General features: G+C 64.7%; 13 protein-coding genes. 2 read left to right on the forward strand and 11 right to left on the reverse strand.

Annotated elements, in window-relative coordinates; all coding sequences use genetic code 11:
• The 4 genes from sdhA to CK221_RS26985 form a co-directional block, all read right to left on the reverse strand.
• Nucleotides 1-1,812 (reverse strand): succinate dehydrogenase flavoprotein subunit, encoded by a 1,812-nt coding sequence (sdhA, locus tag CK221_RS26970; RefSeq protein ID WP_095779926.1) that lies wholly within the window; start codon nt 1,810-1,812, stop codon nt 1-3.
• A 29-nt stretch (nt 1,813-1,841) separates the two neighbouring features.
• Nucleotides 1,842-2,237: a succinate dehydrogenase, hydrophobic membrane anchor protein gene (sdhD, locus tag CK221_RS26975; RefSeq protein ID WP_066991857.1), complete on the reverse strand. Its 396-nt coding sequence runs from the start codon at nt 2,235-2,237 to the stop codon at nt 1,842-1,844.
• Entirely contained in the window at nt 2,237-2,659 is a 423-nt protein-coding gene (gene sdhC, locus CK221_RS26980) for a succinate dehydrogenase, cytochrome b556 subunit (RefSeq protein WP_095779927.1), read from the reverse strand. Before sdhC ends, sdhD begins: the two co-directional genes overlap by 1 nt.
• A 222-nt stretch (nt 2,660-2,881) precedes the next feature.
• On the reverse strand, nt 2,882-3,355 hold the full coding sequence (locus tag CK221_RS26985; RefSeq protein ID WP_095779928.1) for a hypothetical protein: 474 nt from the start codon (nt 3,353-3,355) through the stop codon (nt 2,882-2,884).
• Nucleotides 3,356-3,601: 246 nt separating this feature from the next.
• On the opposite strand from CK221_RS26985, the gene CK221_RS26990 reads away from it, so the two are divergent.
• Nucleotides 3,602-3,955, forward strand: coding sequence for a hypothetical protein (locus tag CK221_RS26990; RefSeq protein WP_095779929.1), 354 nt, complete (start codon nt 3,602-3,604; stop codon nt 3,953-3,955).
• Here the strand turns inward: CK221_RS26990 and CK221_RS26995 are convergent.
• Both CK221_RS26995 and CK221_RS27000 read right to left on the reverse strand, forming a co-directional pair.
• Nucleotides 3,939-5,141 (reverse strand): GGDEF domain-containing protein, encoded by a 1,203-nt coding sequence (locus CK221_RS26995; RefSeq protein ID WP_095779930.1) that lies wholly within the window; start codon nt 5,139-5,141, stop codon nt 3,939-3,941. The genes CK221_RS26990 and CK221_RS26995 overlap by 17 nt on opposite strands.
• Before the next feature lie 114 nt (nt 5,142-5,255).
• The gene (locus tag CK221_RS27000) at nt 5,256-6,449 is read right to left on the reverse strand and encodes a GGDEF domain-containing protein (RefSeq protein ID WP_095779931.1); all 1,194 of its coding nucleotides are present in this window, start codon (nt 6,447-6,449) and stop codon (nt 5,256-5,258) included.
• 126 nt (nt 6,450-6,575) lie between these two features.
• Here CK221_RS27000 and CK221_RS27005 point away from each other — a divergent pair, with 126 nt between their 5' ends.
• Nucleotides 6,576-6,890 carry a hypothetical protein gene (locus CK221_RS27005; RefSeq protein WP_066991843.1) on the forward strand — a complete coding sequence of 105 codons (315 nt, stop codon included), beginning with the start codon at nt 6,576-6,578 and terminating at the stop codon, nt 6,888-6,890.
• Nucleotides 6,891-6,950: 60 nt separating this feature from the next.
• On the opposite strand, the gene leuC is transcribed toward CK221_RS27005, so the two are convergent.
• The 5 genes from leuC to rplS all read right to left on the reverse strand — a co-directional run bounded on the left by leuC (nt 6,951) and on the right by rplS (nt 12,073).
• Nucleotides 6,951-8,360: a 3-isopropylmalate dehydratase large subunit gene (leuC, locus tag CK221_RS27010; protein ID WP_066991840.1), complete on the reverse strand. Its 1,410-nt coding sequence runs from the start codon at nt 8,358-8,360 to the stop codon at nt 6,951-6,953.
• Nucleotides 8,361-8,640: 280 nt separating this feature from the next.
• Entirely contained in the window at nt 8,641-9,276 is a 636-nt protein-coding gene (locus CK221_RS27020; protein WP_095779932.1) for a methyltransferase domain-containing protein, read from the reverse strand.
• A gap of 56 nt (nt 9,277-9,332) precedes the next feature.
• The gene (locus CK221_RS27025) at nt 9,333-10,145 is read right to left on the reverse strand and encodes an amino acid ABC transporter permease (RefSeq protein ID WP_095779933.1); all 813 of its coding nucleotides are present in this window, start codon (nt 10,143-10,145) and stop codon (nt 9,333-9,335) included.
• A 266-nt stretch (nt 10,146-10,411) separates the two neighbouring features.
• Nucleotides 10,412-11,209 carry a transporter substrate-binding domain-containing protein gene (locus CK221_RS27035; protein ID WP_095779935.1) on the reverse strand — a complete coding sequence of 266 codons (798 nt, stop codon included), beginning with the start codon at nt 11,207-11,209 and terminating at the stop codon, nt 10,412-10,414.
• A 345-nt stretch (nt 11,210-11,554) separates the two neighbouring features.
• Nucleotides 11,555-12,073 carry a 50S ribosomal protein L19 gene (gene rplS, locus CK221_RS27045; protein ID WP_040974610.1) on the reverse strand — a complete coding sequence of 173 codons (519 nt, stop codon included), beginning with the start codon at nt 12,071-12,073 and terminating at the stop codon, nt 11,555-11,557.
• Nucleotides 12,074-12,096: the final 23 nt, after the last annotated feature.

Here is a 12,096-nt window from a genome sequence, read left to right on the forward strand (position 1 = left end):
TCAGTAGACCCTGGCCTTTGGCGCGATCTTGGCCAGGCTGATGCCGCCATCCTTTTCCGCCAGCAGCGGGTCGGTGTGCACCGGGCGGTAGGAAAGCGTCACCTTGCCGTCCTCGCCGACCTGGGCCAGCGTGTGCTTGCGCCAGTTGGCGTCGTCGCGCGCCGAGAAATCCTCTCGCGCGTGCGCGCCGCGGCTCTCCTTGCGCGCCTCGGCGCCGTAGACCGTGGCGATGGCATTGACCATCAGGTTTTCGAGCTCCAGCGTCTCGACCAGGTCCGAGTTCCAGATCATCGAGCGGTCGAAGACCTTGACGTCCTTGAGCTCGCTCCAGATTTGAGAAACGCGCTTGCAGCCATTTTCCAGCGATTCCTGCGTGCGGAACACCGCCGCGTCTTCCTGCATCGCCCGCTGCATCTTTTCGCGCAGCGCCGCGGTCGGGGTCGAGCCGCTGGCGTGGCGCAGCTTGTCGAAGCGATCCATGATCTTGTCGACCGATTCCTGATTGGGCGACGCAATCGCCGACTTGCGATCGATCACCTGGCCGGCGCGGATTGCGGCCGCGCGGCCGAACACGACCAGATCGATCAGCGAGTTGGAGCCGAGCCGGTTGGCGCCATGCACGGAGGCGCAGCCGGCTTCGCCCACCGCCATCAGGCCGGGCGACACGCGGTCGGGGTTGTCGAAGCTCGGATTGAGCGCCTCGCCCCAATAATTGGTCGGCACGCCACCCATATTGTAGTGGACCGTCGGCAGCACCGGGATCGGCTCCTTGGTCAGGTCGACGCCGGCGAAGATCTTGGCCGATTCCGAGATGCCCGGCAGCCGCTCGTGCAGCACCGCCGGATCGAGATGGTCGAGATGCAGGAAGATGTGGTCCTTGTTCTTGCCGACGCCGCGGCCCTCGCGGATCTCCAGCGTCATGCAGCGCGAGACCACGTCGCGCGAGGCGAGGTCCTTGGCCGACGGCGCGTAGCGCTCCATGAAGCGCTCACCCTCGGAATTGACGAGATAGCCGCCCTCGCCGCGCGCGCCTTCGGTGATCAGGCAGCCGGCGCCGTAGATGCCGGTCGGGTGGAACTGCACGAACTCCATGTCCTGCAGCGGCAGCCCGGCCCGCGCGGCCATGCCGCCGCCGTCGCCGGTGCAGGTATGCGCCGAAGTGGCGGAGAAATAGGCGCGGCCATAGCCGCCGGTGGCCAGCACCACCATCTTTGCCGAGAAGCGGTGGATGGTGCCGTCGTCGAGGTTCCACGCCACCACGCCGGTGCATGTGCCGTTCGGCTCCATGATCAGGTCGAGCGCGAAATACTCGATGAAGAACTGCGCGTTGTTCTTCAGCGACTGGCCGTAGAGCGTATGCAGGATGGCGTGCCCGGTGCGGTCGGCGGCGGCGCAGGTGCGCTGAACCGGCGGGCCGTCGCCATAATTCATCATGTGGCCGCCGAACGGCCGCTGATAGATCTTGCCCTCTTCGGTGCGCGAGAATGGCACGCCGTAATGCTCGAGCTCATAGACGGCGGCCGGCGCCTCGCGCACCATGTATTCCATGGCGTCGACGTCGCCCAGCCAGTCCGAGCCCTTGACGGTGTCGTACATGTGCCATTGCCAGGAATCGGGGCCCATGTTGGAGAGCGAGGCGGCGATGCCGCCTTGCGCCGCGACCGTGTGCGAGCGCGTCGGGAACACCTTGGTGATGCAGGCGGTGCGCAGCCCCTGCTCGGCCATGCCGAGCGTGGCGCGCAACCCGGCGCCGCCGGCGCCGACGATCACCACATCGAATTTGTGATCGACAAAGGTGTAGGCCGAAGCCATGCTGGCTGTGTTTGCGCTGGCCAAAGACGTCAGCCTCCGAATGCGAGTTTGAGCAGAGCGAAGAGTGAGGCGACGCCGACTGCTATTGAGAAGAATGTGTTGAGGGCGATCAGCGCCAGCTTCATGCCCTCGCCATGCACATAGTCCTCGATGATGACCTGCATGCCGATCCGCATGTGGTAGAGCGCGGAAATCAGCACCAACGACAGCACCAGCGCCACGAAGGGGTTCGCGAGCGACGCCCGCACTTCCGCATAGCCGTGGCCGTTGAGGGCGATCAGGAAGCCGACGAAGAACAGGATGAGCGGGATATTGGCCACCGCCGTCAACCGCTGGCGCCAGAAATGGCCGGTACCCTCACGCGCCGAACCAAGGCCGCGAACCTTCCCGAGCGGCGTGCGCATGTCCGAATTCTTTGCGGTCATCAGAGTGCCCCCCGCGCCATGTAGCCCGCGACCCAGATCAGCAGCGTCAGCACGATCGAGCCGGCGAGCGTTGCCCATGCGATCCTCGAGGCGGTGTGTTTTTCGAGCCCGGCGCCGGTGTCCCAGACGAGATGGCGCAACCCGCCCAGCATGTGGTGCATCAGCGCCCAGGTGTAGCCGAACAGGACCAGCCGGCCGAGCCAGGAGCCGAAGGCCCAGTTGACCCAATCGAACGCAGCCTGCGAACTCGACGCAGCGATCAACCAGGCCGCCACCAGGAGCGTGCCGAAATAGAGCGCGCCGCCGGTGATGCGATGGACGATCGACATCGTCATCGTGATCGGCGGCCTGTAAATCGTCAGGTGCGGCGAAAGCGGCCGTTCACGTCTGGCAATTGCGCGGGTGGCTGGTGATTTGCTCATGGCTCCCCCAGATCGGCGTTCCTGAGCCGCGAAGGATGCGGCTTTTGCCGCACAACATAGGGCCTCGGATAGCGGGTTTCTAATGCGCTTTTTGCACCGCGTCAAAGCCGGAAAATCGTTTTGAAAACGTCATTTAGTCTGACAAAACGGGGAAATTCAGCTTCAATCGATTAGCGGCCGATCTGCAGCCGGCGCAACGTCGCTGCAGTGCAATAAGATCCGTTATCTTTTGCAGCTCTGCGGCGTGGACCCCTTCTTCATCACCAGCGCCTCGCGACCGTCGATCACGATTGCGTCATGCGTCGCCGCTTCCTGGTAGCGGCTGGTTTGATTGGCGGGCGACGCTGGAAACACTTCGGCCGAGCTATCCGGCCCGAGCACACGCAGAGAAGAGCCGAGATTTTGGATGGTGATCATGCCGCCATTGCCGCATCTGTAGGTGGCCGTTCCGACGCCGGCTCGCGGCGTGGTCAAGTCGGTGGTGATTTTGGTTGCGGGTGGCGAAGCTGTTGCCAATGTCTTGGGCGTTGCGGCAGCTCCGGCCCCGGGAGCGACGGGTTGGCTGGTTGGAACGGGCGAGACTGTTGGCGATAAAGTATTCGCCGCCTTCGGCACGCCGTCCTGCGGCACGCAGGCCGTAGCCGCAAGAAGCAGCGGAACAACGAGCGACACCCAAATCGCGCGGCCAAACATCATGTGCTGCCCCTTTCGTGCGCGGCACGCTAGCCACGCAATGCGCCAAGATCAAGCTCGCCTGGGTCAGCTGGGCCGGGGCGGGGCGATGGACGGAGTGGAGCCAAGGCGCCGAAATTAACCATGTTCATTAAGTTCCCCTCCTGAAGCCTGTCTGCCCCTTAACAAAGGTTAAGAAAGGGTTAATTTCCGATTCGCACGACGTTTGCAGGGCGATCCCGAGGGTCGCACCGTCCAAGGGAGAGCGACATGCGTTCGAATTCAGTGCGGGCAGGCCTGGCGGTCGCGACGCTGGCTGGACTTGCCACCGCCATTGCTGTGCCGGCCGAAGCCGGCCTGCGCCATCATGACCGCGTCTATGCCGATTCCTTCGGCAATCTCGTCATCGACAGCGCCGCCGGCTACAAGCGCATCATCGTCGGCGAGGGCCGGCACGCCAAGCAGCTCTCGAACTTCACCGGCGCCGGCCAGCCCGACGTCATCTACGATTCCGACGCAGCCGGTGCCCCGGGCTGCTACCAGCCGCCGGTCTTCATCAAGGGCCGTTCCTATATGTACGGCCTCTCCGACGGCGAGATGCCCAACCTCAGCCCCTGCCGCTGACCGCCGCCGGGAACTGCCGGCGCGCGGTCCCGAGCGAGACGCGCACGCAGTCGCGGCCGGCATTCTTGGCCGCGTAAAGCGCTTCATCGGCGCGCCGCAGCAGATCTGAAAAATCCTCAGCCACGGCAAGCTCGGCGACGCCGAAGCTCGCGCTGCAGCGATGCTCGGCGGGCAGGCCCTCGATCGGCAGCTCGCCAAACGCGCTGCGCGCGCCTTCCGCGAACAATCGCGCGGCAGTGAGGTTGGTACCGGGCAGGATGATGGCGAATTCCTCGCCGCCGATGCGGCCGGCGACGTGATGCTCGGCCGCCGCCTCGCGCAGCAAGCCTGCGAACGTCTCGATGACACGATCGCCGCAGGCATGGCCGTAGCTGTCGTTGATCCTCTTGAAGTGGTCGAGGTCGGCGATGACCAGCGCCACCGGTACGCCCCGGCGCACCGCATCGCGCAACGCCAGCTCGGCATGGCGTTCGAAACCGCCGCGGTTGAGGAGCCGCGACAGCGTGTCCGTCTCCGATTTCGACATCGCCTCGGCCAGCACGTCGCGCACCAGGATAGCGAGCGCGAGCAGCGCCAGCGCCAGACCGAACACGGTGCCAAGCGACTGCGACACCAGCGCATAACCCGTCTGCACATAGGATTGCGGATTGGCGCCCCAGCCGCCCAACGCGCCGGCGATGAAAGGCTTTGATGCGAACTGCAGGGCGCTTGCCGCGAGCACGAGCATCAGGAGGTGATCGAGCCGCTCGAGCCGCTGCCTGGAGGACAGCACGATGCCAAGCGCGGTGCACTGCATGGCCGCATAAGGAAGCTGATAGGCCAACATGCGGGTGAGCGAGTATCGCGGCAGGTCCTGCACCAGATAGACGGCGGCCGAGGCCACGGCCAGGAAGACCAGCATCGGCGCCCAGGGCGGCGTCACGCCATATTTGTGGGCAACCCCGCCGTTGAAGGCGATGGTCGCGCCGAGGAAGACAGCGAAGGCCATGACAACCGGCAGCCGGGCATCGGCAAAAGCGGGGATACTGAACTCGATGGCGAAATAGGCCATGCCGAGCAAATAGCCGAAAGCCAGCCAGCGCGCCGACACACGCCCGACGTCGTGGACGGCGATCGCCACGAAGGCCGCGGCCAACAGCCCGGCGACGAGCAGATTGATCATCAGGATGAAATCGGCGCTGCCCATGTTCCCTTCGAAGCCCCCCGGGCAGAAAACCATCGACGGGCGAAAAACACGTTAACGCCGCATGCCTTCGGACGGGGATGCTGGCTGTTGTCAGGTGCTCTGGAGTCTCCGATTTCAGCCGACGCTCACCGCTTCGGGCACGAAGGCGGTTTCGGGGCGCTCGTAGGAAAGGCGGACGCTGTCACGGCCATTCCTCTTGGCCTTGTAGAGCGCCTCGTCGGCGCGCCGCATCAGCGGCGCCAGCCCTTCCGCGCCGCTGCGGGCCGCAACGCCGAAGCTCGCTGTCACCCTGGTGCCGGGCGGCAGGCCGTCGACGGCTCCGGCCGAATAGAAAGTGCGGATCGCTTCGGCGAAAAGGCGCGCCGCGGCGAGATCACTGAGCGGCAGAAGCACGGCGAACTCCTCGCCGCCGATGCGCCCCGCTGCGCCGCGCGCACCGGTGGCAAAGCGCAGCTTGGCAGCGAAATCGGCAATCACTCGGTCGCCCGCCTCATGTCCGTGCTGGTCATTGAGCGCCTTGAAGTGATCGAGGTCGGCAAGCACCAGCGCGACGGGAAACCCGGCCTTGGCGCATTGATCGAGCAGAAGTGCTGCCCGTTCCTGGAAGCCGCGGCGGTTGAGAAGGCCGGACAACGGGTCGGTGTGCGTCTCGGCCTTCAGTGCCTTCAGCACGTCGAGGGCGGCCGCCGTGAACAGGCAGAGCGCGATCAGAAGCGACAAAAGCGCGTGCGAGAGCAGCGCCGTCGTCCAGTAGGACGAGCCGTAGAAGCCGTCATAGCTTGGGAACGGTCCATGCGCGATGACGACGATCAGGGTACGGGCGGTGAAGTTCAGCGCGGAAAGCAGGGCCAGCGCGACCAGGATTTTCTCAGGGCCATTGTTGCGCACTGTCCTGAGCTCGACGGCGACGAGCAGGCTCAGGCCGCCGAAGCCGAAATTCATGCTGAGCACGCGCCAGGTAAGATCCGGCTGGACGAACATGAACCATGCGAAGGCGGCGAGCCCGCCGCCGGCCATGACACCGATGCCGAAATAGGGCACGCGCCGGCCGTAGCGGGCGATGATCGCGCCGGAAAGGCAGCAGGCGGCTATCGTGAAACATATGTTGGAGATCAGCTTGGTCGCCACGATGCCGAGCGGCAACGTGAAATATTGCAGCAGGAAACCCGACGCCGACAGGCAGTAGCTCGCCGCCAGCACCGCCAGATACGGACGATGGCGCTGATAAAACCACAGCACGAAGAACGCAGCGCCGAGCGCCAGCGCTATCGTCGGATTGAGCAGCGCTATGAGCAGACCGGTGTCCAACGGACCGTGACTTCCCCAAGTTACCCAAGGGGAGATGCTAGTCGGGAAGCACAAACAAGCGGTTAAGCGACGGCACGGAACAGCTCCGGGAGACCGGCGTTCTCAACACAAAACAGGAGAACGCCGATGGCCGGTACAATCACCCTGACCGAGCACGATGCGATCCGTTCCTGGGCGGCGGCGCGCGCCGGATTTCCGGCCATTGTCGACATTTCGCCCGAGGCCGGCACGCAACCCATGCTGCGCCTGGTTTTTGGCCAGAACGCCTATGAGGACGACGACCGCCCGGAGCGGCCTCCCAACGCCGGCGGCTACGAGCTGGTCGAATGGGACGAGTGGTTCAAGATTTTTGACGAGCAGCAACTGGCGCTGATCGTCGCTGCCGACGAGCCTGGCCGACGTGAGGAGTTCCACGAGATTATTCGGCTCGGCGACCGCTGAGCGACAAAAGGCCCGGATCGCGGTGCGCTCCGGGCCTTTGATCGCCTCCGCGGCAGGCCGTTACTTCCAGTCGCGGATATCGACGAAATGGCCGGCGATTGCCGCCGCCGCCGCCATGGCCGGCGAGACCAGATGGGTGCGGCCCTTAAAACCCTGCCGGCCCTCGAAATTGCGGTTCGAGGTCGAGGCGCAGCGCTCATGCGGCTTCAGCCGGTCGTCGTTCATCGCCAGGCACATCGAGCAGCCGGGCTCGCGCCAGTCGAAGCCCGCGGCGACGAAGATCTTGTCGAGCCCTTCGGCTTCGGCCTGCTCCTTCACCAGGCCGGAGCCCGGCACGATCATGGCGTTCACGCGCGGATTGACCTTCTTGCCCTCGACAACCTTGGCGGCGGCGCGCAGGTCCTCGATGCGGCCATTGGTGCAGGACCCGATGAAGACGCGGTCGAGCGTGATGTCGGTGATCTTGGTTCCGGGCGTCAGCCCCATATAGTCGAGCGCGCGCAGCTTCGAGGAACGCTTGTTCTCGTCGGCGATGTCGGCCGGATTCGGCACGAAACCCTGCACCGAGACGACATCCTCGGGCGAGGAGCCCCAGGAGACGATCGGCGGCAGTTTTTGCGCATCGAGCACGACCACCTTGTCGAAATGCGCACCTTCGTCGGAATGCAGCGTCTTCCAGTAGGCAAGCGCGGCGTCCCAGGCGGCGCCCTTCGGCGCGCGCGGCTTGTCCTTCACATAGGCGAAGGTGGTCTCGTCCGGCGCGATCAAGCCGGCGCGCGCACCGCCTTCGATCGACATGTTGCAGATCGTCATGCGGCCTTCCATCGACAGCGAGCGGATCGCCTCGCCGGCATATTCGATGACGTAGCCGGTGCCGCCGGCGGTGCCGATCTCGCCGATGATGGCGAGGATGATGTCCTTGGCGGTGACGCCTTCCGGAAGCTGGCCGTCAACGCGCACCAGCATGTTCTTGGCCTTGCGCTGGATCAAGGTTTGCGTCGCCAGCACATGCTCGACTTCCGAAGTGCCGATGCCGTGCGCCAGCGCGCCGAACGCACCGTGCGTGGAGGTGTGGCTGTCGCCGCAGACGATGGTCATGCCGGGCAGCGTGAAGCCTTGCTCCGGCCCGATGATGTGGACGATGCCCTGGCGGACGTCGTTCTCCGAATAATATTCGATGCCGAAATCCTTGGCATTCTTGGCCAGCGCCTCGACCTGGATACGGCTTTCCTCGTTCTTGATGCCGAACTTGCGCTCGGGCGAGGTCGGCACGTTGTGGTCGACCACGGCGAGCGTCTTCTCAGGATGGCGAACGTCTCGGCCACTCATGCGCAGGCCTTCGAAGGCCTGCGGGCTGGTGACCTCGTGGACGAGGTGGCGGTCGATATAGAGCAGGCAGGTGCCGTCGTCCTGGCGGTCGACGACATGGTCGTCGAAGATCTTGTCGTAGAGGGTGCGCGGTGCGCTCATGTGCGTAAATCCGTCGATATGAGAATGGCAAAAGCTGGCGCCGGGGCTTCCGACCGGCGAAGCGGCTGGATCAGTCGCCTCAGCTAAGTCGGCTGGTAAGCGCGCCGCAGACGCGCGCGGCAAATCGCGACGGCAGGCGCTTCCTGTCCTGCAGCACGAAACCCTTATAGGCCGGATCGCCGAAAAGCTCTTCCATGGCGCTGCTCATATCAACGTTTTGGCTTTTCGGCAATTGCGGTAGCTTTGCCTTCTCCCCTTGTGGGAGAAGGGGAAGCCGCGCTCACAGCACCTCGAATACGAAAGTCTTCACCAGCGCGTCCGGGTCGCCGATCGCATAGCAGCGGAACCACGGGCTTTCTTCGGCCAGCCGCCATTTCCTTGCCTGCCTGAGTGCGTCGAACACCGCCTGGAAGCCGCCGCTCTCAAAAACCTGGTCGCGCACGGTGAAGATGGCGTGGCCGCCGCTCTTCGTGATGCGCACCAGCTCGTGCAGGCCCTCTGCCGGCACGTGGCCGATGGTGAAGACGCCGGTCGAGAAGAAGGCGCGGAAATGACTGTCGGGCCAAGGCAGCGGACCGCCGAGCATCGCCTTCTTCAGCTCGCCATAGGCATTGCGGCTGCCTGCGATCTTCAGCATGTCGTCGGAAAGGTCGAGACCGGCGATGTCGCCATAGCCCAGCGCTTTCAATGACGGCCCGGACAGGCCGGTGCCGCAGCCGGCGTCGAGCAGCGGGCCTTCGCCCGCCGGCACATGCCGCGCCACCCAGGCGGTGATGAGGAAGGGCAGCAGATAACCGAGCGAGGCGGTCTCGCTGTCATAGGTCGCCGCCCATTCGGCATAGGCCTTGGCGAGCGCCTCCGGCGTCTCGGCCGAATAGACGGAGTCCAGCGCCGCATTGGCCTTGTCGAAATTCATGGGTCAGCTCCTGGACGTACCAACCCAGGAAGCGTAGCGCGCTCTTGGCCCGGGGGCTATTGCTCATGCTGCCGTCGCAGCCGTTTCTCGAGCGCCCGCAGCGCCAGCGACAGGCCGACCGTCAAGATCAGATAGATATAGGCGACGATCGAATAGGTCTCGAAGAAGCGGAACGAGCCGGCGGCATAGACCTTGCCGATCTGCGTGATGTCGGCGACGCCCAGCACCGAGACCAGCGAGGAGTCCTTGACCATGGCGACGAAATCGTTGCCAAGCGGCGGCAGGATGGTGCGGATCGCCTGCGGAAAGACAATCAGCCGGAAGCGCTGCACGCGCGTCAGCCCGAGCGCCTTGGCCGCCTCGATCTGACCCTTCTCGACCGACAGGATGCCGGCCCGGAACACTTCCGAGATGAAGGCCGAATAGCCGATGGTGAGTGCCATGATGGCGCGCCACAGAAGCGAGATGTCGCGCACCAGGAGCTCGCCGATCAGGCCGGCGCTCTGCAGCGGCGCCGTCAGCGCGTTCCACGCCGCGACGAAGGCCGGCGCCCCGGCAAACGCGATCCAGAACAGCAGCACCAGGATCGGCACGCCGCGGATGATCTCGACATAGAAGCGCGCGATCTGGCGCAGCCATTGCGACCCCGACAAGGCCATCAGCGCGATGCCGAGTCCAAGCGCCGAGGCCAGCGCGAAGCCGACCACGGTGACGAAGACGGTGATGCCGATGCCCTTGGCGACGGTGGCGAAGACCTCGGCGTAGAGGTCGCTGGCGGCGATGGCCAGCGCCGCGGCGAGCGCCAGAATGGCCGCTGCGGCCAGCCACCAGGGGAATTCGGATTTGGCGGTGGACGTCGTGGCGGACATCAGGATGTGTCGCCAGCATAGTTGCGAAGGCCGCGTTCCGACACACCCCCCTCTGCGCTGCCGGGCATCTCCCCCGCAGGAGGGAAGATCAGCAGCTTTGTCGCCGGCGCTATTCTTGCAATGTCGGCGATTTGCGAAAGCGAAGGCGACAGCCAATCTCCCCCCTTGCGGGGGAGATGTCCGGTAGGACAGAGGGGGGTGGGAAGGAATGAGACTTTCGCGGTTTTCCGCCCGCCGCCGTCGCCGATCATTCGCAGCAAAGGAGCCTACTGCCCCATCTTGTAGTCGAGGAACCACTTCTTGTTCAGCGCATCGAGCGTGCCATCGGCCTTGAGCGCGGCGATCGCGGCGTTGACCGGCTTCACCAGGTCGGAGCCCTTGGGGAAAATGAAGCCGAAATCCTCACTGCCGAGCGGCCCGCCGATCAGCTTCAGCTTGCCCTCGGAGGCGTCGACATAGCCCTTGCCGGCGGTGCCGTCCGTCAGCACCACGTCGACATCGCCGGACTTCAGCGCCTGCACGCTGGCGCCGAAGGTCTCGAACAATTTTATGCGCGGGTTCTGCTCATTGCCGTCGAGCACGCTGTAGACGGCGGTGTAGAAGGGCGTCGTGCCGGCTTGCGCGCCGATCAGCCCGTCCTTGGAGGCGGCAAAGCTCTTGGCGTCGGTGAAGCGGCTCTCGTCGCCGCGGACCAGCATGAACTGTTCCGAGCGCATGTAAGGGTCCGAGAAGTCGACCTTCGCCTTGCGCTCGTCCTTGATGGTGATGCCGGTCATGCCGATATCGTACTGGTTGTCGGAAACGGCCTGGATCATCGCGTCCCAGGAGGTGTTCTGGTACTCGACCTTGAAATTCAGCCGCTTGGCGATCTCATCCATCGCGTCATATTCCCAGCCGATCTGCTTGCCGGTCTGCTTGTCGATGAACTGCAGCGGCGGGTAAGCGTTTTCGGTCACCACCACGACCTTTTTGCCGCCGAGATCGGGCAGCGTGTCGGCGAGCGCCGCAGCGGGCGCGAGAAGGCAGGCCAGCAGGCCGGCCAGCAGCAGTTTCGACTTGATCATGACGAACTCCGAACGTGACTGGTGGCGCTACGCTCGCCCCAAGAGAAAAACCGGCGCCGACTTTAGCTTTCCGCAAGCGCCTTGCAAGCCGATCCGCTGCCTCGATGAGCGCCAAACCGGATTCCCATGCTCTGATCGGCACGTTTCCCGAACCCAGCCATGCGACGGACCATCCCGCGGAATCCGCGACCGCTTCGCGCAACCCGGCGACCAGCCGGGTCGGCGTGCCATGCAGGGCTTTCAGCTCGGCGCGTTCCGGCGGCATGCTGCAGGCAAGCGCCGCTTGCACATCCAAACGAAAAAGGCGGCCGAGGCCGCCTTTCCAAAACAATCTGCGGAAGCGCCTTATTCGGCCGACGCAGACTCCGCAGCCTTCTTCTCGGCGGCGTCCTGCGCGGCTTTCTCCGCAGCCAGCGCCTCGGCGGCGGCGACCTTCTCGGCCTCGATGCGGGCGCGTTCGGCGTTCAGCGCATCACGCTCTTCATCGTTCAGCTTGCGGGCGCGCACGCCGGTGTTTTCCGAAATGCGGGCCGACTTGCCGCGACGGTCGCGCAGGTAATAGAGCTTGGCGCGGCGCACCTTGCCACGCCGCACGATCTCGACGCCTTCGACCATCGGCGAGTAGACCGGGAACACGCGCTCGACGCCTTCGCCGTAGGAAATCTTGCGGACGGTGAAATTCTCCTGGAAGCCGGAGCCGGAACGGGCGATGACGACGCCCTCATAAGCCTGGACGCGGGTGCGGCTGCCTTCGGTGACGCGCACCTGGACGCGCACGGTGTCGCCAGGCTGGAATTCGGGCAGCTTGCGCTTGGCTTCGATCTTGGCGGCCTGCTCGGCCTCGAGCTGACGGATGAGATCCATCTCAAATATCCACTTCTTGTTCT

The sequence above is a fragment of the Mesorhizobium sp. WSM3868 genome, assembly GCF_002294785.1.
Classification (GTDB): Bacteria; Pseudomonadota; Alphaproteobacteria; order Rhizobiales; family Rhizobiaceae; genus Mesorhizobium.